This is a genomic window from Avibacterium sp. 20-126 (assembly GCF_044358625.1).
Lineage (GTDB): Bacteria > Pseudomonadota > Gammaproteobacteria > Enterobacterales > Pasteurellaceae > Avibacterium.
The window spans coordinates 2138431-2161298 of sequence record NZ_CP091457.1 but is presented as its reverse complement, the minus strand read 5'-3'; the positions used below and the strand labels follow the sequence as shown (position 1 = coordinate 2161298).

The following is a 22868-nucleotide window of genomic DNA, read 5'->3' as shown; positions in this document are numbered from 1 at the left end:
TCTATTTTGGTATCCCTCTTAGTAATGGTATTTCTCGAAAAGGGGCGACGGATGTCGGGGCTGGTGTTGCATTAAAGAGCATAATGAATGGTTTTTGTGGGACGATTTTTTCACCACGCCATAGACTGCCTATATTCACTAATTGAATATCTTGAGGGAGGTGACGTAAGCCATTTTGTAGCACAGCAATCGTATTTTTTCGGGGATGTCCGATAACGATAGCAGTGCCTTGTTTGCGTGCATAGGTAATGGCTTGTTGAAATTGGCGTTGAACGTTGTTAAATTCATCGCTATCATCAAGGAAAATATGGCGATCGAGTGCTTTTATGCCGTATTGTTTTGCGGTTTTACTTGCAACAGAATGTCCAATGGTACGGCTATCAAGAAAAAAGAGATGTTGCTCTTTTAATACTGTCATTAATTTATTCATTAAATCACTATCAGCAGTAGCTGCACTCCCCATATGATTATTCAATCCAATAGCTGAAGAAATAACTTGTTTCGCATTTTGTACTCTTTCTCGAACTGCCTGCTGTGTCATTCCAAGTGTCAAACCACCAGATTCAATCTTATGATTCCCCATAGGTTGCATGGGCAAATGAATAAGCACATCTCGCCCTTGTTGCATTGCTTGTTGATTGCGTTGTTTGGCATAGGGTGCGGAAGGAATGATTGCTACCGAAATTTCTTTTGGCATCGCATAAATTGCGGCATCTTCTTTAGGGCGATAGCCCACATCATCAATGACAATAGCAAGGCGAGATTGGCTGATCGAAATTGTGGGGAAGAGGCTCAAGGAAAGTGCGGTAGAAAAAATCAGTAAATTTTTAACCGCACTTTGTTTTTTGGTGATTTGTTTTTGGTAAGTTCTCTTCATTATCGCAACCAACCTGTCGGATTTACCGCAACACCTTTACGGCGAATTTCAAAATAAAGCCCTGATCTTGATTGTCCCCCAGAACTTCCCACTTCGGCAATTTTTTGCCCTGCTTTCACCAGTTGCCCTTCTTTGACTGAAACGGCGCGGTTGTAGCCGTATAAGCTTAGATCGTTTTCACCGTGTTTAATGATCACCATTAAGCCATAACCTTGTAACCAACTAGCTAAAATAACTCGTCCATCAGCAATAGCTCGAACTGAACTACCTGCATTTGCTCCGATCACAATCCCTTTCCATTTTAATTCACCCATTTGGGTTGAACCAAAACGGTTGAGAATTTTGCCTGATACAGGATATTGATATTGCCTTTGTGGTTTACCCAACCCTGAGCTACTTGCCATAAGCTGTTTTTCTTGGGCGGTTGGCGTGTAAGGTTTTTGGTTTTTTTGTTCTTCTTGGCGAGTTTTCTGCGCTAACGCTTCGCGTTCACGTTTTTCTTGTTCACGCGCTTGTTGTTCTGCACGTTGGATTTGTTGGCGTAAGGCATTTTCGTTTTCTTTTAAGCTATCTAATTTATTTTGATCTTTGGCTAAACGCTTATTCAGCTGATTGAGCGTAGATTGGCGTTCGCGCTGCACTTTTTGCAAACTCTGTTGTTGTTTTTTCTGCGCATTCAGCTGATTTTGTTGTTCTTGCTGTTGAGTTTGGATATTGGCTTTTTCTTTCTTGAGCTGTTCTTGCGTTTGTTTGAGATCTTCAATGTAGGCAAGACGAGCTTGGTTCATATGCTCATAATAGGCTTTCATTCGCTCTGCTTTTTGAGCATCTTCTGAAAAGAGTTTCTCTAGCACCGAAGGGTTAATGCCTGAGCGGTACATTGCATCGATCTGCTTAGCCAGTTTTTCTTTTTGGCTTTTTTCTTGTTTTTCTAAGTGTTTGATTTGTTTATCGGTATCCGCGATCATTTGGCGAATGGCTTTTAGATCTGATTCCGTTTGGCGAAGTTGTCCAACCACGCCATTAATTTGCAATTCCTGATTTTTAAGGGTGGATTGCAATTTGTCTTGTTCACGTTTTTGTTCAGCAATTTTCTGTTCTTGCTGTTTGATCTGTTTTTGAATCGCAGACAGATCCGCGCCCTGCACAGCGAAAGGTAGGGTGCAGGCAAAGAAGAAAAGTGCGGTGCGTTTTTTCAACGTTTTTTCTCTCATTAATAAAATTGGTGTATCGCCCTAATGGCTAAAAATGTGCATAACTATACCATTATTTGAGCAAGGCGCTAAATGTTCGCGGGGAAAAATTTTGAGTAAATCAGAAAATCGCGGTTTGGAGAAAAATCAGAATGCGGTAAATCCTTGCGAAAGATCAGGAAAGTAATGCTTTTTCCTTTTAAAAAGCTGAAATTTTTGCTATAAAGTGGCGCAGTATTTTTCATTAACATTAGGAGATTTTCTATGGAATTAGTGTTTATCCGTCACGGTTTTAGTGAATGGAATGCGAAAAATTTATTCACTGGCTGGCGTGATGTTAATTTAACGGAACGTGGTGTAGAAGAAGCGAAAGCGGCAGGGAAAAAATTATTAGATGCAGGCTATGAGTTTGACATCGCGTTTACCTCTGTACTTACTCGTGCAATTAAAACCTGTAATATTGTGTTGGAAGAGTCTCACCAGCTTTGGATCCCGCAAGTGAAAAGTTGGCGTTTAAATGAGCGTCATTATGGCGAATTACAAGGCTTAGACAAAAAAGCAACGGCAGAAAAATATGGTGATGAACAGGTGCATATTTGGCGTCGTTCTTACGATACATTACCACCATTACTAGATCCAAATGATCCAAATTCAGCCCATAATGATCGCCGTTATGCAAATTTACCGCCTGATGTGATCCCTGATGGCGAAAACTTAAAAGTAACCTTAGAGCGCGTTTTACCGTTCTGGGAAGATCAAATTGCCCCAGCGTTATTATCAGGAAAACGTGTATTAGTCACCGCTCACGGTAACTCATTGCGTGCCTTAGCCAAACACATTATCGGCATTTCTGATGAAGATATTATGGATTTTGAAATCCCAACAGGTCAGCCATTAGTGCTAAAACTTGACGATAAATTAAATTTTGTAGATAAATTCTACCTATAATCCCGTTAAAAAAGAAAGGTGCGAATGTCCGCACCTTTTTATTTTGTTCTGATTTTCTTTTGTTATTGCCCTTTCTGCACCCAATATCTAAACGGGGGGCTTTCTGTTTCGCTTTTGAGTAAACGATGATCCATAAATTGACAGAAACTGGGAATATCCCTTGTGGTAGCAGGATCATCAGCCAGAATAAGTAGCACTTCCCCCGCTTGCATATGGCGAATTTGCTTGCGTACTAGCATTACCGGTTCAGGGCAGCGTAGCCCTTGGGTATCTAACTGTTGATGAATATTAATTTCGTTCATTGTTTATTTAGTTGAAGTGATTTTGTGCGTATAATACCGCTCAATTAAATATTGGTCAAAATTAGTCTGGATTATGGAATATTTAATTCCGCAAAGTGCGGTGGTTTTTGAAGAAGAAATTAAGAAAAGCCGTTTTATCACGTATCTCAAACATACAGAAGGTTTAGCACAAGCGAAAGCGTTTTGGCAGGAAATTCGTACTCAGCACCCAAATGCTCGCCATCATTGTTGGGCGGCAGTCGCGGGTAAACCGTCAGATACCCAAAGTTTAGGCTTTTCCGATGATGGCGAACCCGCAGGCACAGCTGGTAAGCCAATGTTAAATGCGTTGCTGGGTAGCCAAATTGGTGAAGTCAGTGCCGTTGTGGTGCGCTATTATGGTGGGATTTTGCTGGGGACAGGAGGCTTGGTGCGTGCTTATGGCAACGGCGTGCAACAAGCCTTGCAATTGCTTGAAACCACAATGAAAGTGGAGCGAGAACATTTTCGGTTGACCTGTGAGTATGACCAAATCAACTGGCTGCAACACTTGTGTGTGCAGCAAGAGGTGTTGATTGAATCGCAAGATTTCCAAGAAAAAGTCCATTTTGTATTGGCAATCCGTCCTGATAAACAGGCTGAGTTTGAACGAGAATTAACGGAACGTTCTGCCGGTCAGCTAACAATCCTCGCAATAAAATAAGAGAGAACATTGTGCATATATTATCTATTTTTCGAATTATCGGCATTTTGGTGATGTGTTTTTCTGCCACAATGCTTGTGCCAGCATTTGTGGCACTGATTTATGGTGATGGGGGAGGAAAAGCGTTTATGCAAGCCTTCATTGCTAGCTTTTCTTTTGGCACGCTGTTGTGGTGGAGCTGTCATCAACATAAACAGGAATTGCGTGCCAGAGAAGGTTTTTTAATCGTCGTGGTATTCTGGGTGCTGTTGAGTTTATTGGCGGTGATTCCATTCTTGTTATTTGATGAAGTGCATATGGATTTTGCAGATACGGTATTCGAGGCATTTTCTGCCCTGACGACAACAGGCGCAACGGTAATGTCTGGGCTAGATAACTTGCCGAAATCCATTTTATTTTATCGCCAGTTTTTACAATGGCTAGGGGGAATGGGGCTGATTGTATTGGTTGTTGCCGTTGTACCTATTTTAGGGATTGGAGGAAGCCAGCTTTATCGCATTGAATCTTCAGGCCCACTGAAAGATCAGAAAAATTTGCCGAGAATTGCAGAAGTTGCAAAACTATTATGGATTTTATATTGCGTGCTTACGGTTGTATGCATTCTTGCTTATTGGTGGGCGGGAATGTCAATGTTTGACGCGATTTCTCATAGTTTTTCTACGGTTTCTAATGGTGGAATGTCCACTCACGATGCCAATTTAGGGTATTTTAATGATTCCAAAATTTATTTTTTAGCCGCATTTTTTATGCTTGTCGCAGGTTGTAACTTTGGCTTGCACATTACGGCTTTAACACATATGAAACACCAAAGTATATGGAAAACCTATTGGCATGATCCTGAGTTTCGTTTTTTTTGTTTCGTTCAAGGATTCTTTATTCTCGTGCTATCTCTAGGGCTTTATCTTTCTTACGATAACCTTTCGCTGATTGATGCCTTTGCCCAAGGGAGTGCGCAATCTGCGTCTATGGCAATGACGTCAGGCTATACGTTATTTGATTTCAATCAATTGCCGCCATTTCTAGGAATGATGCTTGTCTTTGCGGGGTTATTAGGGGGCTGTGCCGGCTCAACCTCGGGAGGGCTTAAAATGATCCGTGTCTTAGTTGTCTGGTTGCAGTTTAAACGAGAACTGAAATCGTTAGTTCATCCAAGCCTTGTTGTGCCAGTTAAACTCGGTGATAATTTATTATCTATGCAGGTTATTGAACGGATTTGGGCGTTTTTAATTGCCTTTTTCCTTACATTTTGGCTATGCGTCTTTGCGGCTATCTTATGCGGAATGGAAGCATTTGATTCCATTGGTGCTGTTTTTGCCGCCATTACAAATTCAGGACCGGGGCTAGGTATCATCAGTACAAGCTTTGCCGGTGTGCCAGATAGTGCAAAATATGTTTTTTCCTTTGCAATGGCGGCAGGGCGTTTGGAAATCTTTTCACTCTTAGTGCTATTCAGTCCTGCTTTTTGGAGAACTTGATGAAAACTTTGATTTTGTATTCTAGCTGTGATGGGCAAACGCAGAAAATCGCCCAATTTATGGCAGAAAAATTAATCGCCGAAGTGCGGAGCATTAGTGATAACGTGCCTGACTTAGCGGAATTTGATCGCATTATCATCGGTGCATCAATCCGTTACGGACATTTTAACAAATTGCTTTATCAATTTATCGAAAAAAACATCGCACTTTTAAATCGCAAACAAACGGCATTTTTTGGCGTGAATTTAACTGCGCGTAAAGCCGGCAAGGATACGCCAGAAACGAATTCATATGTCAAAAAATTTTTGCAACGTATCCACTGGAACCCCACTTTATGTGCGGTATTTGCGGGGGCGTTATTGTATCCCCGTTATGGCTGGTTCGACCGAATGATGATCCGCTTTATTATGAAAATTACGGGCGGCGAAACGGACACCAGTAAAGAAATTGAATATACCGATTGGCAAAAAGTGGACAAATTTGCCGAACAGCTGAAGCAACTTAATTAGCCAACAGAAAGTGCGGTGGAAAAATTAACAAAATTTCCACCGCACTTGCATAAGTCGCGTTGAAGTGGATTTTGCACCCCAGCATTAACGTGATATAAAAAATAGACTAACCCTGAAGAAGACTTCCATCTTCTCGTTTCCTTTTTCACTTTTCTGCAAGAACATTTTTCTCATCTTACATCTATCATATGTTGCTATCAGAACGTCATTGTATAGCGTATAGTTAAAAGAGCTTTGTTGAATTAAAATTCATTATTTTTAAATATTAATTTAAAATATAGGTTTTATTACTTGACAATTTTAATGAATTATTACAAATTTAACGCCGTTAAAGTAAGTTTTAATAGGTTTTAATTGCTTGCTTTATGAATTAGAAATTTAATAACTAAAACTCAATAAGGAATAATTATGCAAATTAATCGTCGTCGTATGCTACAACTTACCGCTGCGGGTGTTGCTGCAGGTCTTTTTCACCACAAAGTCGTTGCCGAAACACAACCCATTACAACGCAGACAACATTTACGCTACCTAGCGCTGAACACCCTCTATTATTAAATTTTAATGAAAATTCTTTGGGAATGAGCCAGTCTGCACGTCAGGCGATTATTAATCATCTCAATTTATCCAATCGTTATCCGGACAGTGAACGTGAAGGTTTGATTGAGGATATTGCCAAGCGTTTTAATCTTAATACGGAAAATATAGGATTAGGTAATGGCTCTTCTGAAGCGATTGAAGCGGTGATTGCAGGTTGGATTCAGCAAGCGAATGAGAAAAAGCAAGCTGTACAAGTGATTGCACCCGATCCAACATTTGGGATTTATGAAGATTATGCCTTAGCACGCAATGTGCCGGTGGTGAAAGTTCCATTAAAAGAGGATCTCTCATTTGATCTTAAAGCAATCCGTGCGGCTGCGGATCAATTTGATGGTATGAGCATTATTTATCTTTGTAACCCAAATAATCCAACTGCATTATTGACGCCAAATAGCCAGTTGGCGCCTTGGTTAGATAATATTCCAGCGAATCATCGTTTGTTGATTGATGAAGCTTATGCAGAATACGCCGAAGGTGATCCGCAATTCACCAGCGCGATGGAATGGGTGCGTAAAGGGACTGAACATTTAGCTGTAACGAGAACGTTTTCTAAATTATATGCATTGGCAGGCTTGCGGATTGGCTATATGGTGGCAGCGAAATCAGAAATGGATTATTTACGTCAATTCTTAAGCGCCGATAACACTAACTTAACCGCTGCAGTGGCTGCACGTGCGACATTAGCAGATAACGCATTTTTACAAGAAAGCCGTCGTGTTACAGATGAATCTCGTCGTATGGTGATGAAAGCGCTTGATGAATTAGGGCTTACTTATATACCAAGTAGTGCAAATTTCATTTTTCACAGTATCAAAGGTGATAGTGTAGAATATGCAAAACGTATGAAAGCATACAATATTGTTGTTGGCCGTCCTTTCCCGCCATTAACGAATTACAACCGTTTAACCTTAGGTACACCGGAAGAAATGGCGTACGTTATTGAAGTGTGGAAAACATTTCGTCAAAAAGGATGGCTCTAGAGAGATAAAATAAGCTAAATTTTCACCGCACTTAGGTGAATAATTTTGCAAGTTGGCGTAAAAGTCATCAAGCGATAAAAAATCTTAAAAATTTGCAAAAAAAGACTTGCAAAGATTTTCGAGATGTCTATAATACGCCGCACACAACGACGCGACGTTGTAGAAATTAAGATGATACAAATCGCGTCGTTCTTTTTTGCTCTTTAACAATCAATCAGACAATCTGTGTGGGCATTCGTTGATTTTCAAAAAGATTTAAAATTTAGAAATCAATGATGCTTAACTTGAAATTCAAATAGAATATAACGTTATGTATTCATTGAGCGAGATTAAACTGAAGAGTTTGATCATGGCTCAGATTGAACGCTGGCGGCAGGCTTAACACATGCAAGTCGAACGGTAACGGGTTGAAAGCTTGCTTTCGATGCTGACGAGTGGCGGACGGGTGAGTAATGCTTGGGAATCTGTTTTATGGAGGGGGATAACCATTGGAAACGATGGCTAACACCGCGTAATATCTGAGGATTAAAGTAGTGGGACCGGAAGGCCACTAGCCATAAGGTGAGCCCAAGTGGGATTAGGTAGTTGGTGGGGTAAAGGCCTACCAAGCCTGCGATCTCTAGCTGGTCTGAGAGGATGACCAGCCACACTGGGACTGAGACACGGCCCAGACTCCTACGGGAGGCAGCAGTGGGGAATATTGCGCAATGGGGGGAACCCTGACGCAGCCATGCCGCGTGAATGAAGAAGGCCTTCGGGTTGTAAAGTTCTTTCGGTGATGAGGAAGGTTGACGTGTTAATAGCGCGTTGATTTGACGTTAGTCACAGAAGAAGCACCGGCTAACTCCGTGCCAGCAGCCGCGGTAATACGGAGGGTGCGAGCGTTAATCGGAATAACTGGGCGTAAAGGGCACGCAGGCGGTAAATTAAGTGAGATGTGAAATCCCCGAGCTTAACTTGGGAATTGCATTTCAGACTGGTTTACTAGAGTACTCTAGGGAGGGGTAGAATTCCACGTGTAGCGGTGAAATGCGTAGAGATGTGGAGGAATACCGAAGGCGAAGGCAGCCCCTTGGGGAGATACTGACGCTCATGTGCGAAAGCGTGGGGAGCAAACAGGATTAGATACCCTGGTAGTCCACGCTGTAAACGCTGTCGATTTGGGGGTTGGGCTTTGAGCTTGGCGCCCGTAGCTAACGTGATAAATCGACCGCCTGGGGAGTACGGCCGCAAGGTTAAAACTCAAATGAATTGACGGGGGCCCGCACAAGCGGTGGAGCATGTGGTTTAATTCGATGCAACGCGAAGAACCTTACCTACTCTTGACATCCAAAGAAGGTTTTAGAGATAAGACTGTGCCTTCGGGAACTTTGAGACAGGTGCTGCATGGCTGTCGTCAGCTCGTGTTGTGAAATGTTGGGTTAAGTCCCGCAACGAGCGCAACCCTTATCCTTTGTTGCCAGCATGTAGAGATGGGAACTCAAAGGAGACTGCCAGTGATAAACTGGAGGAAGGTGGGGATGACGTCAAGTCATCATGGCCCTTACGAGTAGGGCTACACACGTGCTACAATGGTGCATACAGAGGGAAGCGAGCCTGCGAGGGTGAGCGAATCTCAGAAAGTGCATCTAAGTCCGGATTGGAGTCTGCAACTCGACTCCATGAAGTCGGAATCGCTAGTAATCGCGAATCAGAATGTCGCGGTGAATACGTTCCCGGGCCTTGTACACACCGCCCGTCACACCATGGGAGTGGGTTGTACCAGAAGTAGATAGCTTAACCGAGAGGGGGGCGTTTACCACGGTATGATTCATGACTGGGGTGAAGTCGTAACAAGGTAACCGTAGGGGAACCTGCGGTTGGATCACCTCCTTACCGAAGAGAAGACGAATGTTCACACAGATTGGTTGATTGATGTTAGACAATGAGAAGCAAAGGATGTAGTAGAGATTACCTTTATATGTAGTCCCCTTCGTCTAGAGGCCTAGGACATCGCCCTTTCACGGCGGTAACAGGGGTTCGAATCCCCTAGGGGACGCCATATAAAGCTAATTTTATAGCGAATTGCTCTTTAACAATGTAAAAACAAGCTGAAAACTGAAGAGACTTTCAAGCCGGTGATAAAAGATAAAGTTTATCATTGAATTGAAGAAGTCTGAGTAAAAGAAGACTTACTTGAACAAAAGCAAGTAAGCGATTCTCAACGAATGACGATGATAGCTTTAAGGAAAAAAATCCTTGAGGTTGTATAGTTAAGTGAGAAAGCGTACAGGGCGGATGCCTTGGCAATCAGAGGCGAAGAAGGACGTGCTAATCTGCGAAAAGCGTGGGTGAGTTGATAAGAAGCGTTTAACCCACGATGTCCGAATGGGGAAACCCGATAGGTGAAGAACCTATCATTGTTTACTGAATAAACTAGGTAAACAAGGCGAACCGGGAGAACTGAAACATCTAAGTACCCCGAGGAAAAGAAATCAACCGAGATTCTGTGAGTAGCGGCGAGCGAAAGCGGAGTAGCCAGTAAGTGATAGCGAGTGATTTAGGAGAATTGACTGGGAAGTCAAGCGAAACAGGGTGATAGCCCCGTATCTGAAAAATCGCGTGTGGTACTAAGCTTACGAGAAGTAGGGCGGGACACGAGGAATCCTGTTTGAAGATGGGGGGACCATCCTCCAAGGCTAAATACTCCTGATTGACCGATAGTGAACCAGTACTGTGAAGGAAAGGCGAAAAGAACCCCGGTGAGGGGAGTGAAATAGAACCTGAAACCCTGTACGTACAAGCAGTGGGAGCCCTTTTGGGTGACTGCGTACCTTTTGTATAATGGGTCAGCGACTTATATTTTGTAGCGAGGTTAACTGAATAAGGGAGCCGAAGGGAAACCGAGTCTTAACTGGGCGGCTAGTTGCAAGGTATAGACCCGAAACCCGGTGATCTAGCCATGGGCAGGTTGAAGGTTGGGTAACACTAACTGGAGGACCGAACCGACTAATGTTGAAAAATTAGCGGATGACCTGTGGCTGGGGGTGAAAGGCCAATCAAACCGGGAGATAGCTGGTTCTCCCCGAAATCTATTTAGGTAGAGCCTTGTGTGAATACCTTTGGGGGTAGAGCACTGTTTCGGCTAGGGGCCCATCCCGGGTTACCAAACCGATGCAAACTCCGAATACCAAAGAGTACTGCACAGGAGACACACGGCGGGTGCTAACGTCCGTCGTGGAGAGGGAAACAACCCAGACCGCCAGCTAAGGTCCCAAAATCTATATTAAGTGGGAAACGAAGTGGGAAGGCTTAGACAGCTAGGATGTTGGCTTAGAAGCAGCCACCATTTAAAGAAAGCGTAATAGCTCACTAGTCGAGTCGGCCTGCGCGGAAGATGTAACGGGGCTAAAATATAGTACCGAAGCTGCGGCATCAATCGAAAGATTGTTGGGTAGGGGAGCGTTGTGTAAGCGGAAGAAGGTGGTTCGAGAGGATTGCTGGACGTATCACAAGTGCGAATGCTGACATAAGTAACGATAAAACGGGTGAAAAACCCGTTCGCCGGAAGACCAAGGGTTCCTGTCCAACGTTAATCGGGGCAGGGTGAGTCGGCCCCTAAGGCGAGGCTGAAAAGCGTAGTCGATGGGAAACGGGTTAATATTCCCGTACTTGGTAAAGCTGCGATGTGGGGACGGAGAAGGTTAGGTTAGCGTACTGTTGGAGATGTACGTTTAAGTTGGTAGGTGGGTAGACTAGGCAAATCCGGTCTACTGTCAACACAGAGAGATGATGACGAGGCTCTAAGGAGCTGAAGTAACTGATACCACACTTCCAGGAAAAGCCACTAAGCTTCAGGCTTTACTAAACCGTACTGAAAACCGACACAGGTGGTCAGGTAGAGAATACTCAGGCGCTTGAGAGAACTCGGGTGAAGGAACTAGGCAAAATAGCACCGTAACTTCGGGAGAAGGTGCGCTGGCGTAGTGTGAAGTTCTTTGCGAATGGAGCATGAACCAGTCGAAGATACCAGCTGGCTGCAACTGTTTATTAAAAACACAGCACTCTGCAAACACGAAAGTGGACGTATAGGGTGTGATGCCTGCCCGGTGCTGGAAGGTTAATTGATGGTGTAATCGAAAGAGAAGCTCCTGATCGAAGCCCCAGTAAACGGCGGCCGTAACTATAACGGTCCTAAGGTAGCGAAATTCCTTGTCGGGTAAGTTCCGACCTGCACGAATGGCATAATGATGGCCAGGCTGTCTCCACCCGAGACTCAGTGAAATTGAAATCGCCGTGAAGATGCGGTGTACCCGCGGCTAGACGGAAAGACCCCGTGAACCTTTACTATAGCTTGACACTGAACCTTGAATTTTGATGTGTAGGATAGGTGGGAGACTATGAAGCGGTAACGCCAGTTATCGTGGAGTCGTTGTTGAAATACCACCCTTTAACGTTTGATGTTCTAACGAAGCGCCTGAAACGGGTGTTCGGACAGTGTCTGGTGGGTAGTTTGACTGGGGCGGTCTCCTCCCAAAGCGTAACGGAGGAGCACGAAGGTTTGCTAATGACGGTCGGACATCGTCAGGTTAGTGCAATGGTATAAGCAAGCTTAACTGCGAGACAGACAAGTCGAGCAGGTGCGAAAGCAGGTCATAGTGATCCGGTGGTTCTGAATGGAAGGGCCATCGCTCAACGGATAAAAGGTACTCCGGGGATAACAGGCTGATACCGCCCAAGAGTTCATATCGACGGCGGTGTTTGGCACCTCGATGTCGGCTCATCACATCCTGGGGCTGAAGTAGGTCCCAAGGGTATGGCTGTTCGCCATTTAAAGTGGTACGCGAGCTGGGTTTAGAACGTCGTGAGACAGTTCGGTCCCTATCTGCCGTGGGCGTTGGAGAATTGAGAGGGGCTGCTCCTAGTACGAGAGGACCGGAGTGGACGCATCACTGGTGTACCAGTTGTCTCGCCAGAGGCACTGCTGGGTAGCTAAATGCGGAAGAGATAAGTGCTGAAAGCATCTAAGCACGAAACTTGCCTTAAGATGAGTTCTCCCCGACTTTAAGTTGGTAAGGGTTGTTTGAGACTAAGACGTAGATAGGCTGGGTGTGTAAGCGATGTGAGTCGTTGAGCTAACCAGTACTAATTGCCCGAGAGGCTTAACTATACAACGCTCAAGGGTTTTGGCTTGTTTTTGATTGAAAGAGTAGGGATTTTAGAGCGAAAGGCTTTGAAGTCTATAAAGAAGAGAGATAAGCGAAAGAATTATCTTGGCGGCGTTAGTGCAGTGGACCCACCTAAATCCATGCCGAACTTAGAAGTGAAACGCTGTAACGCCGATGGTAGTGTGGGAGTTTCCCATGTGAGAGTAGGGCACCGCCAGGTTTTATTTTGTTAATTTATTATGATATTAGTAAATTAACAAAATAAAATTTTTTGGCAGCAATAGTGTAGCGGACCCACCTAATTCCATGCCGAACTTAGAAGTGAAACGCTATAACGCCGATGGTAGTGTGGGATTTTCCCATGTGAGAGTAGGTCACTGCCAATTACAAATTTTGCGGAGCGGTAGTTCAGCTGGTTAGAATACCTGCCTGTCACGCAGGGGGTCGCGGGTTCGAGTCCCGTCCGTTCCGCCACTTCACTTAGGGGCGTAGTTCAATTGGTAGAGCACCGGTCTCCAAAACCGGGTGTTGGGAGTTCGAGCCTCTCCGCCCCTGCCATTATATAACCTATTTTTCTATATTTTCCCTCTTCTATTTTCTCTGATTTTATTTAAATTCATTTTCTATGATGATTATTTGTAGCAGTTTAAAATCAGGATTATACAAAATGTTATCCATTTAAAGTCTACAGATAGTAAATAAGAAGTTAAGTAATCTTTAAACAATATGATTACTTTTTTAACCTATTTCCTTTATTTTTACGATCGTGATCGCAGAAGTGCGGTGTTTTTATTGCGAGTTTTTACTCTGAAATGCAAAGTATAACCGCTGATTTATTCAGTATTTATACGTTTTGTTTTATGAATAAGGAAAACCGTAATGAAAATTAAGACAATTTTATCTTCTTTACTTCTATCAACCGCATTATTAGGGAGTTTTTCTGTTGCCGCACAATCTCAACAAAATGATAAGGCGAGTCCTCAGTTAGAAAGCGCAGTGGAAGTGGCGAAAGCCTCTTCTTCTTTTATTGGCGAAAAATTGAATATCAATACTGCAACAGCTAGCGATATTCAACGTGCATTAGTGGGTATTGGCGCTAAAAAAGCGGAAGCGATTGTTGAGTATAGAGAAAAACACGGCAAATTTACTGCCATAGAACAGCTGTTGGAGGTTCAGGGCATTGGTAAAGCAACATTAGAAAAAAACAGAGAACGCATTGATCCTTTATCATTTAGTGAAAATAGCAAATAGTGATCGCAATTAAAATGCACTATACTAATCAAACTAAGTATATTGCGGAAGAATATTGTGATTGAGCGGTAATCCTGCGTTGATTTCCTATCAGTTCGTATTGCAAAGGCGGCTTAGTAGTCGCCTTTTTTATTTTATAAGGAACAACAATGAAACAAAAAATTGTGCTTGCTACAGGTAATCAAGGTAAAGTGCGAGAAATGGCTGATGTACTTGCCGAATTTGGTTTTGATGTCATTGCTCAAACTGATTTAGGGATTGAAAGTCCAGAGGAAACGGGGCTGACATTTGTCGAAAATGCCTTATTAAAAGCGCGTTATGCTGCCAAAATATCAGGTTTGCCTGCTATTGCCGATGATAGCGGATTAGTGGTGAATGCCTTGAATGGCGAACCGGGCTTATATTCCGCGCGCTATGCGGGTGTTGAGGGTGAGCAGGCTGATGCTGAAAATCGTAAAAAATTACTGCAAAAATTAGCAAATGTACCCACTGGTGAACGTCAGGCTAAATTTGTGAGCTGCATTGTTTTATTGCAACACGAAACGGATCCTTCACCAATTATTGCCGAGGGGGAATGTGAAGGTGAAATTACCTTTACAGAAAAAGGAAAAAATGGTTTTGGCTACGATAGTGTGTTTTTTTATCCTAAAAAAGACCGCACTTTTGCCGAGCTTGATACCCAAGAGAAGAAAAAAATCTCACATCGAGCCAGTGCATTAAGTGTATTAAAAGAACGTTTACAAGTAAAAGTGCGGTCAAAATAATGCGAGTTTTACCGCCATTAAGCCTGTATGTGCATATTCCTTGGTGTGTGCAAAAATGTCCTTATTGCGATTTTAATTCACACGCACAAAAAGCTGGCATTCCCGAACAAGAATATATCGCGCATTTGTTGGCTGATTTACACCAAGATCTACTGCGTTATCAAGCAAGTCTTGCTGAGCGAACACTGCATTCCATTTTTATTGGCGGCGGTACGCCAAGTTTGTTTTCTGCACAAGGCATAGCTCAATTATTACAAGGAATTGAACAGCAAATCGCGTTTGCACCAAATATTGAAATTACGTTAGAAGCCAACCCCGGCACGGCGGAAGCGACACGTTTTGCGGGCTATGTTGAAGCTGGGGTAAATCGCCTTTCTTTAGGCATACAAAGTTTTGATGATGAAAAATTGCAACGTTTAGGGCGTATTCATAACGCGACCGAAGCAAAAAAAGCGGTACAAATGGCGAAAGAAGCGGGTTTCAAGCGTATTAATTTAGATTTAATGCACGGTTTACCCAATCAAAGCCTTGAGCAAGCGAAAGATGATTTACACCAAGCTATCGCCCTTGAACCGAGCCATCTTTCTTGGTATCAACTGACGATTGAGCCAAATACAATGTTTGCTTATCGCCCTCCTACTTTGCCCGATGATGATGCCCTATGGGATATTTTTGAGCAAGGACATCAACTGTTAAGCCACGCAGGTTATGTACAATATGAAACATCAGCTTATGCAAAAGCTGGCGATCAGTGTCGGCATAATCTGAATTATTGGCGATTTGGTGATTATTTAGCAATAGGTTGTGGAGCGCACGGAAAATTAACGTTCCCCAATGGGGAAATAGGGCGTTTTTCTAAAACCAAGCACCCGAAAGGCTATATGCGTGGGGAATATTTATATGAAGAAAAACAAATCGCGCTTGAAGATCGTCCTTTTGAATTTTTTATGAACCGTTTTCGCTTGCTTGAACCTGTGCCAAAATCGGAGTTTGAGCATTTGACAGGATTATCGCTTGACGTGATAGCCCCCCAAATTGCGTGGGCAAAATCAAAAAAATATATTCAGGAAAACCACCGCACTTGGCAAATTACTGAGCAAGGAAAACTCTTTTTGAATGAATTATTAGCAGGGTTTTTACCAGAATAAGGCTTGTATCTATCCTTGAATGGGATTAAAGTAGATGCCTTGTTCGCAAACGGTTACTTATGTCAAATTTGAACATCAATATTATGCGTTAAGGGAAAGAATATGGATCAACTCGCAATGAAAAAGCAAGCGGCACAAACCGCATTACAATATGTGAAGCCTGATATGATTGTCGGCGTGGGAAGTGGCTCAACGGTAAACTGCTTTATTGAAGTGCTTGGTGCAATGAAAAATAATATTAAAGGTGCAGTAGCCGCTTCCAAAGCTTCAGAGGAATTATTGAGAAAACAAGGGATTGAGGTATTCAGTGCCAATGATGTATCCAGTTTAGATATTTATGTTGATGGCGCAGATGAAATTAACCCTCAAAAAATGATGATCAAAGGCGGAGGGGCAGCACTGACTCGAGAAAAAATTGTCGCCGCACTCGCGAAGCAATTTATTTGTATTGTGGATCAAAGCAAACAAGTGGACGTACTAGGTTCAACCTTTGCATTACCTGTAGAAGTCATCCCCATGGCACGCTCGCAAGTTGGGCGTAAATTAGTCAGCTTAGGTGGTGCGCCAGAATATCGTGAAGGCGTGGTAACCGATAACGGCAATGTGATTTTAGATGTATATAATTTTCCAATTTTAAATCCCATTGAAATGGAAAAAACCTTAAATAATGTTGCAGGTGTAGTAACCAATGGTATTTTTGCCTTGCGTGGCGCAGATATTGTGATTGTCGGCACACCGCAAGGGGCAGAAATTATCGAATAACTATTTGATTATGGAGAGCAAAATGTCAGCAAAAGTCTCACTGGATAAGTCTAAAATTAAATTTGTACTGCTAGAAGGCGTACATAAAAACGCCGTTAATGTGTTAAATGCCGCAGGCTATACCAATATTGAATATCATAAAAAAGCCCTTGAGCCAGAAGAATTAAAAAAAGTGATTAAAGATGCCCACTTTTTAGGTATTCGTTCACGCACGCACTTAACTGCTGAGGTATTGGAGTGCGCTAACAAATTAATCGCGGTGGGCTGTTTTTGTATTGGCACGAACCAAGTGGATCTTGAAGCGGCGAAAATGCGAGGGATTCCCGTGTTTAATGCACCATTCTCTAACACCCGTTCGGTAGCAGAGCTGGTACTAGGCGAAATTTTGCTCTTAATGCGTAATGTACCGCAAGCCAATGCCGAAGTGCATCGTGGTTTATGGAACAAATCTGCTGTAGGTTCACACGAAGTGCGGGGCAAAAAATTAGGCATTGTTGGCTATGGACACATTGGTTCTCAACTTAGTGTGATTGCCGAATCTCTCGGAATGAACGTGTTTTTCTATGATATTGAAACCAAACTACCATTGGGTAACGCACAGCAAGTTGGTTCTTTGGAAGAATTGCTTGCCAATAGCGATGTTGTTTCCCTACACGTTCCAGAAAATGATTCCACCAAAAATTTAATGAATGCTAAACGTATCGCACAATTAAAAGAAGGCAGTATTTTAATTAATGCCGCACGTGGAACGGTGGTGGATATTGATGCGTTGGCAGCCGCGATTAAAGCCGGCAAAGTGCGTGGGGCAGCATTGGATGTGTTTCCAAAAGAACCCGCTTCTATTAATGAAGAATTTGTTTCGCCATTACGTGGTTTGGATAATGTTATTCTTACCCCGCATATTGGCGGTTCAACGGCAGAAGCACAAGAAAATATTGGTACAGAAGTGGCAAGCAAATTTGTGAAATATTCCGATAACGGCTCAACGCTTTCAGCGGTTAATTTCCCTGAAGTGTCTTTACCAGAACACAGCAAAACCAAGCGTTTATTGCACATTCACGAAAATCGCCCGGGCGTGTTAAACCACATTAACCAACTTTTTGTGCAAGCAAATATTAACATCGCTGCACAATACCTACAAACCGATCCAAAAATTGGTTATGTTGTGATTGATGTAGAAACTGATGACTGTTCACAACTCTTACAACAACTGCGTGAAATTGACGGCACCATTCGAGCAAGGGTGTTGTATTAATATCGCCTTTGAATTTTAAGCTTAACCAAGAAAGAAAAGTGCGGTAGAAAAATATTAAGATTTTCCACCGCACTTTTTTTAGGTTAGTTGTGGTTCCTGAGTTAATTATTCAATTTCTAACTTTGGTAAACCTTGTATAATTTCTCTGGTGCGTAAACTTACCGTAATAACACGCAAGAATAATTCTAATGGATATTTTGGATTGTGCATTGTTTCTTTTGCCCAATCATTAGCATCGTTGATTAAACCACTGTCTCTATCCACTTTAACGGATTGACGTTCCATTACCCATTCTAATGCGGATTTGCCATTGACAATGTAATCAAAGGCTTCTAACGGAATATTTTCAATAGTGAATTTTTCGTTATATTTCACTTTGCTTTTGTCTGTTCTTTGCATAAATTTCATTTTTTCCACATAAAAATCTTCTGGTTTAAAAGGAATACCGCCACCAGTGAGTTTATCTTCAATAATTTTTAATCCACCAGAAAATAGTACGCCATCATACATTGGCACTTGATCATAATGTAAATGAAGTTCTGCTAATGCGCGTCCGGCTTGTACAAACTGCCAAAAATCTTTGATGTTTTTCACGCGTGGAATACGAGGAAGCTGTCTTTTCAAATTATCGGCATAACGTTGACGATATTCTTCACTGTGCAATAAACCATAAATATAGTAGAAAATATCCTCTTTTTGAATATTAAAATCAGCATAATATTCGGTGAAATAAGCCAAGCCTTGATCGGTAATGGCATCAGTACGATGGTATTTTCCTTTTTCTTTTTTATCCTCTTCGTATAAATAAATCGGAAAGCATTGACCATTTGCCAATAATTGTACATCAGGAATTACATTTGAAATAATTGAAGAGAATGCTTTTGTAACACCTAATCCAGTAACACAAATCACCTTATTTTCCGCCGTTGGGGTTGGGAAGATTTTGGGGATTTGGTAAGTCATATCATTAAAGTTTTTATCAAAATATAAATAAGATTTTGTAAATGGGCGATACATAGCAATGTTAATCAATCTGTCATTAAAAGTATGATTTTTTCCTCTATTAAGATCTTCTTTTAATCCTCTATTCCAACTTATTTTTTTACTATCAAATGTAATAATATCATTGATCTCTAAATTTGAATTTTCTTTATGTTTTTGTTGATATTTTGCAACTTCTTGATTATAAACATCAATCATTGAATTCATATTATGAATAAGTTTTTCTTTAGCAAAGTTATAAACCCAAGCGTCTCTAGCTGATGCGATACCTCTGGAATAATTAGTAAATATAACAGAGGATTCATTATTTCTTTTATCACCGATGGCAATATAACGAGTAAAACTAGTATCACGTTGATTTAACCAATCATTAAATTCATCGGGAATAATTTCTTGCCAAGCATTATGTTGGGAAATACCTTTAATGCTCTTAAATTCAATGATTTTATTCAGCTTTTCTTGTTTTTTAAGATAATCACCAATATCACAAAAATAGATCTTGCCATTTTTTGCACTATCAGGATTTTTTACCAAAATAGAAATAGCTGTTGGCGTACGAATATCGAAAATATTTCCACCTTCTTTTCTGGCTTCTTCACCAGAAGTCCGAGAATTTCCACGCATATGAAAAATATATAAACTTGAGAATTCTTCAGCAAGGTATTTACGTACCCCTGTTGCAACATTGCTATCAATAAAGCTTGCATTGGTGATAAAACCAATGACACCTTTATTTTTAATTCTATCAGATGCCCAACGAATCGCACGGATATAGCTGTCGTAAAGGCTATTTTTATTGGTAGAATCAGAAAATTTTGCATAAGTATTACTAATACGTTGATCTAACAATGGATAAGCGACATTGGCATTGTTATCGTTAGCATTAGTTTGCCCAGCTGAATAAGGTGGGTTACCAATAATCACCTGAATATCCAGTTTTTTCTGGCGTTTCCGGCGAGCGGAGTTTTCTTCTAAAATGGCATCAACTAAATCTTCTTTTTCATAAAGTTGGAAAGTATCGGTTAAGCAGATACCTTTAAAAGGTTGGTAGCCTTGTTTTTTCGTTTCATCTGGTTGTTCATTTTTCGCTAATAAGGCGTGATAAACCGATTCAATATTAATTGCCGCAATGTAATAAGCCAGCAACACAATTTCATTGGCGTGAATTTGCTGATATTTGTTCGGTAGTTTATCAATTGGAATTAAGTCACTTTGCAATAAACGTGTGATAAAAGTGCCAGTTCCAGTAAAAGGATCTAGAATTTGTACGCCATCATCAGCAAGAGAGGCGTTAAATTCTTGTTGTAGCACATCTTCAACACTATGCAAGATAAAATCAACCACTTCAATTGGGGTATAAACAATACCAAGACGCTCTTGCATCTTAGGGAATGCGTTATTAAAGAACGATTCATAAAGTTCTTTGATAATACGTTGTTTGCCTTCTGGAGATTGAATATTGCTTACTCGGAATTGAATGCTTTCATAAAACTCTTGTAAGCGTTTGGTTTCCGCATTGGCAATGTTTTTCCCTTGTAATTTATCAATTGTTTCTTGTAATGCCATTGACATTGGGTTATGCGCACTGAAGTTATCATTAGCGAACAATGCATCAAATACCGGTTTGGTAATTAGATGTTGTGCTAGCATTTCTACTACATCGCTGTCGCTAATAGCATTGTTGAGATCATCGCGTAATTCGTTTGCAAAGGCATTAAAGGCTTCACGTTGGGCTGTATTCTGTGGATTTTCTAAGATGGCATTAATGCGATCAATATGGGTTTGTGCAATTTTTGCTACATCGGCAGCCCATTCTTCCCAATGGATACGATTACCACATTTTTTAACGATTTTTGCTACTAAAGCTCGTTCAATTTCACCTACTTCAAATTGGAAGTCAAGTTGCTGAGCAGCAAAGTCGTCATTACTTTTGGTACCAATATTGTGCTGCCCACGTCCTGATTTATCGTATTTTTTCTTATTCGCTTGTTGTTTTTTAGTTTGTTTCCTAAATATTTCACTAATGACGGAAACCACTTCAATTTTATCTTTCGCAGCATCATCAAATTCCATTTTATTGAGCATTGCATCAAAGCGATCATCATGAGAACGTAAGGCATTTAATACTTGCCACACTACACGATAATTTTCATTGTCATTTAAGGCTTCTTCTGGCGTTTTATTGGCAGGAATAACAACGGGTAAGATGACATAGCCTCGTTTTTTCCCTTCTGCTTTTCGCATTACACGACCGACTGATTGCACTACATCTACTTGTGAATTACGTGCTGTTAAAAATAGCACCGCATCTAAAGCGGGGACGTCAACTCCTTCAGACAAACAACGTACATTGGATAGAATTCGACAAGTTTTTTCATCAGAATCGGCTTTTAACCAATTAATTTTGCTGGATTTTTCACTCGCATTCATTGAACCATCAACGTGTTCTGCTTCGCATTTTAAGGTGAGTGATTGATTTCGCGCTAATTCAGGATTAATTTCATTGAGTGCTTCAATTTCTTGTTTTTGATAAGCGGTTACTACCGTATCAAACATTTCTGCAATAGCTTTAGAACTGACTTTATGCTTTGAACCTTTATAATCTTTTTCAATAACTTGACAAAAAGCTACCGCTCTTTTCATCGGTTGGCTGTCATCAGCAAGATCATCTTCAATACCATATTTAGATAGGGCTTTCCAGCACCCAACAATTTTTGCAGCATCATCTACTTGAATTTCATTGTTTTCTCGATTTAGTAAATATTCTAATCGGCGATTAATGTGGCTTTCTTCTACGGCTAAAACGAGAACTTTGTAATCTACTAGCAATCCTCTTTTTACTGCACTTGAAAAATTAATGGTGTAAAACTCATCTCCAAATAGATTTTTATCATCCATTGAATAAACCATCACCCCCTCTGTTTTCCTCGCATCTTCAGTATAAATGCGAGGAGTTGCTGTCATATAAAGACGTTTATGGGCATTGATGTAATCGTTATTATGAATTCGTAAGAATGCTGATTCATTTTCATCATCATCAAAACTTGCACCTGTCGTACGGTGAGCCTCATCACAAATAACTAAATCAAACGGTGCCAATCCTTTTTGTTGTGCTTGATGAATGACATCTATGGAATGATATGTTGAGAAAACTACTGTCATTGCTTCATTACTGTGCCTAAATGTTACAGCTTTAAATAGGCTTTCGGCATTTGTGGTAGCGGGATATTGTAATTCGTGAATATATGTTTGTATTAAATCTTCATCATTCTCTTTATGTTGCTTTCCTACATCGCTATCAGAACACACCGCAAAGCTATGTACTGGAATATCAGCTTCTTGCGTCCATTCTGTTAAACTTTGAGAAAGCAAAGCAAGACTAGGTACTAAAAAGAGGACATTTTTCCCTTTCCCAGCAATAGTTTCAGCAATTTTGAGCGAGGTGAACGTTTTACCTGTTCCACACGCCATAATTAACTTTCCTCGATCAGCGGTTTCTAATCCAGTTTTTACTGCATTTAATGCAGAAATTTGATGTTCTCTTAATGTTTTTTTCGCACGAATTTTTACTTCTTGTTTTGATTGGAATGATGACCAATCAATTAAGCTATTTTCTAAAGCTGAACGATCAATGACGGTTACAGGTGGTTGTTGATCATAAAGGGATTTCACCGCATTTTCAGACCAGTGATCTGTAGTAGTAACTATTAAACGGTGAGAAAAAATTTTTTTACCCGAAGCAGTGAAAAAACTATCGATATCACTTTTTCGAATACGATGATCTGGAGAGTAATTTTTACATTGAATAGCGGTGAATTTTTCTTCAAAGTCAATAGCAACTAAATCAATGCCGGTATCGGTTTTTCTTGTTCCTTCAGGTTGATATTTTTCTACCCAGTCGGCAAAGGTGAGAACTTCTTGGTATAAATCGCGGTAAGCTGGTTCGTGAGTGAGATACTGAATGGTCAAATATTC

14 protein-coding genes, 3 tRNA genes and 4 rRNA genes are annotated in these 22868 nt (G+C 41.3%); 17 read left to right on the top strand and 4 right to left on the bottom strand.

The window, feature by feature from the left end; translation table 11 throughout:
• Position 1 precedes the first annotated feature (1 nt).
• Positions 2–877, bottom strand: a complete 876-nt coding sequence (locus L4F91_RS10185; RefSeq protein WP_395896311.1) for a divergent polysaccharide deacetylase family protein — start codon at positions 875–877, stop codon at positions 2–4.
• Positions 877–2091, bottom strand: a complete 1215-nt coding sequence (gene envC, locus L4F91_RS10180; protein WP_395896309.1) for a murein hydrolase activator EnvC — start codon at positions 2089–2091, stop codon at positions 877–879. Before envC ends, L4F91_RS10185 begins: the two co-directional genes overlap by 1 nt.
• Positions 2092–2334: 243 nt before the next feature.
• Between envC and L4F91_RS10175 the strand changes: the two genes are divergently transcribed.
• Positions 2335–3018: a 2,3-diphosphoglycerate-dependent phosphoglycerate mutase gene (locus L4F91_RS10175; protein ID WP_250351463.1), complete on the top strand. Its 684-nt coding sequence runs from the start codon at positions 2335–2337 to the stop codon at positions 3016–3018.
• Between the two features lie 62 nt (positions 3019–3080).
• Here the strand turns inward: L4F91_RS10175 and tusA are convergent, their stop codons facing one another.
• Entirely contained in the window at positions 3081–3320 is a 240-nt protein-coding gene (tusA, locus tag L4F91_RS10170; protein ID WP_250351464.1) for a sulfurtransferase TusA, read from the bottom strand.
• Between the two features lie 70 nt (positions 3321–3390).
• Here tusA and L4F91_RS10165 point away from each other — a divergent pair, with 70 nt between their 5' ends.
• The 16 genes from L4F91_RS10165 to serA all read left to right on the top strand — a co-directional run bounded on the left by L4F91_RS10165 (position 3391) and on the right by serA (position 17891).
• Entirely contained in the window at positions 3391–4002 is a 612-nt protein-coding gene (locus tag L4F91_RS10165; RefSeq protein WP_250364602.1) for a YigZ family protein, read from the top strand.
• An 11-nt stretch (positions 4003–4013) separates the two neighbouring features.
• Entirely contained in the window at positions 4014–5477 is a 1464-nt protein-coding gene (locus tag L4F91_RS10160) for a TrkH family potassium uptake protein (RefSeq protein WP_250351465.1), read from the top strand.
• Positions 5477–5986 (top strand): menaquinone-dependent protoporphyrinogen IX dehydrogenase, encoded by a 510-nt coding sequence (gene hemG / locus L4F91_RS10155; protein ID WP_395896306.1) that lies wholly within the window; start codon positions 5477–5479, stop codon positions 5984–5986. Before L4F91_RS10160 ends, hemG begins: the two co-directional genes overlap by 1 nt.
• 408 nt (positions 5987–6394) lie before the next feature.
• Positions 6395–7564, top strand: coding sequence for a pyridoxal phosphate-dependent aminotransferase (locus L4F91_RS10150; protein ID WP_395896304.1), 1170 nt, complete (start codon positions 6395–6397; stop codon positions 7562–7564).
• Positions 7565–7895: 331 nt separating this feature from the next.
• Positions 7896–9439, top strand: a 16S ribosomal RNA gene (locus tag L4F91_RS10145).
• A 90-nt stretch (positions 9440–9529) separates the two neighbouring features.
• A tRNA-Glu gene (locus tag L4F91_RS10140) sits at positions 9530–9605 on the top strand.
• Positions 9606–9814: 209 nt separating this feature from the next.
• Positions 9815–12713 (top strand): 23S ribosomal RNA (locus L4F91_RS10135).
• Between the two features lie 102 nt (positions 12714–12815).
• A 5S ribosomal RNA gene (gene rrf / locus L4F91_RS10130) occupies positions 12816–12931 on the top strand.
• Between the two features lie 50 nt (positions 12932–12981).
• A 5S ribosomal RNA gene (rrf, locus tag L4F91_RS10125) occupies positions 12982–13097 on the top strand.
• The 16S, 23S and 5S rRNA genes sit together here with 3 tRNA genes alongside, the layout of an rRNA operon.
• A gap of 11 nt (positions 13098–13108) precedes the next feature.
• Positions 13109–13185, top strand: a tRNA-Asp gene (locus tag L4F91_RS10120).
• A gap of 8 nt (positions 13186–13193) precedes the next feature.
• Positions 13194–13269, top strand: a tRNA-Trp gene (locus L4F91_RS10115).
• A gap of 321 nt (positions 13270–13590) precedes the next feature.
• Positions 13591–13962 (top strand): helix-hairpin-helix domain-containing protein, encoded by a 372-nt coding sequence (locus L4F91_RS10110; RefSeq protein WP_250351468.1) that lies wholly within the window; start codon positions 13591–13593, stop codon positions 13960–13962.
• A 149-nt stretch (positions 13963–14111) separates the two neighbouring features.
• Entirely contained in the window at positions 14112–14726 is a 615-nt protein-coding gene (gene rdgB / locus L4F91_RS10105) for an RdgB/HAM1 family non-canonical purine NTP pyrophosphatase (RefSeq protein ID WP_395896302.1), read from the top strand.
• Positions 14726–15874: a radical SAM family heme chaperone HemW gene (gene hemW, locus L4F91_RS10100; RefSeq protein WP_395896300.1), complete on the top strand. Its 1149-nt coding sequence runs from the start codon at positions 14726–14728 to the stop codon at positions 15872–15874. The genes rdgB and hemW overlap by 1 nt, the downstream gene beginning before the upstream one ends.
• 102 nt (positions 15875–15976) lie before the next feature.
• Positions 15977–16636, top strand: coding sequence for a ribose-5-phosphate isomerase RpiA (gene rpiA, locus L4F91_RS10095; RefSeq protein ID WP_395896297.1), 660 nt, complete (start codon positions 15977–15979; stop codon positions 16634–16636).
• Between the two features lie 22 nt (positions 16637–16658).
• Positions 16659–17891 (top strand): phosphoglycerate dehydrogenase, encoded by a 1233-nt coding sequence (gene serA / locus L4F91_RS10090; protein WP_395896295.1) that lies wholly within the window; start codon positions 16659–16661, stop codon positions 17889–17891.
• Between the two features lie 105 nt (positions 17892–17996).
• Here the strand turns inward: serA and L4F91_RS10085 are convergent, their stop codons facing one another.
• Positions 17997–22862, bottom strand: a complete 4866-nt coding sequence (locus tag L4F91_RS10085) for a DEAD/DEAH box helicase (protein ID WP_395896292.1) — start codon at positions 22860–22862, stop codon at positions 17997–17999.
• Positions 22863–22868: the final 6 nt, after the last annotated feature.

Bases quoted from the DNA above. Each gene is read 5' to 3' on its own strand.
- L4F91_RS10185 (WP_395896311.1), bottom strand. From the start codon at position 877: ATGAAGAGAACTTACCAAAAACAAATCACCAAAAAACAAAGTGCGGTT.
- envC (WP_395896309.1), bottom strand. From the start codon at position 2,091: ATGAGAGAAAAAACGTTGAAAAAACGCACCGCACTTTTCTTCTTTGCC.
- L4F91_RS10175 (WP_250351463.1), top strand. From the start codon at position 2,335: ATGGAATTAGTGTTTATCCGTCACGGTTTTAGTGAATGGAATGCGAAA.
- tusA (WP_250351464.1), bottom strand. From the start codon at position 3,320: ATGAACGAAATTAATATTCATCAACAGTTAGATACCCAAGGGCTACGC.
- hemG (WP_395896306.1), top strand. From the start codon at position 5,477: ATGAAAACTTTGATTTTGTATTCTAGCTGTGATGGGCAAACGCAGAAA.
- L4F91_RS10150 (WP_395896304.1), top strand. From the start codon at position 6,395: ATGCAAATTAATCGTCGTCGTATGCTACAACTTACCGCTGCGGGTGTT.
- L4F91_RS10110 (WP_250351468.1), top strand. From the start codon at position 13,591: ATGAAAATTAAGACAATTTTATCTTCTTTACTTCTATCAACCGCATTA.
- rdgB (WP_395896302.1), top strand. From the start codon at position 14,112: ATGAAACAAAAAATTGTGCTTGCTACAGGTAATCAAGGTAAAGTGCGA.
- hemW (WP_395896300.1), top strand. From the start codon at position 14,726: ATGCGAGTTTTACCGCCATTAAGCCTGTATGTGCATATTCCTTGGTGT.
- rpiA (WP_395896297.1), top strand. From the start codon at position 15,977: ATGGATCAACTCGCAATGAAAAAGCAAGCGGCACAAACCGCATTACAA.
- serA (WP_395896295.1), top strand. From the start codon at position 16,659: ATGTCAGCAAAAGTCTCACTGGATAAGTCTAAAATTAAATTTGTACTG.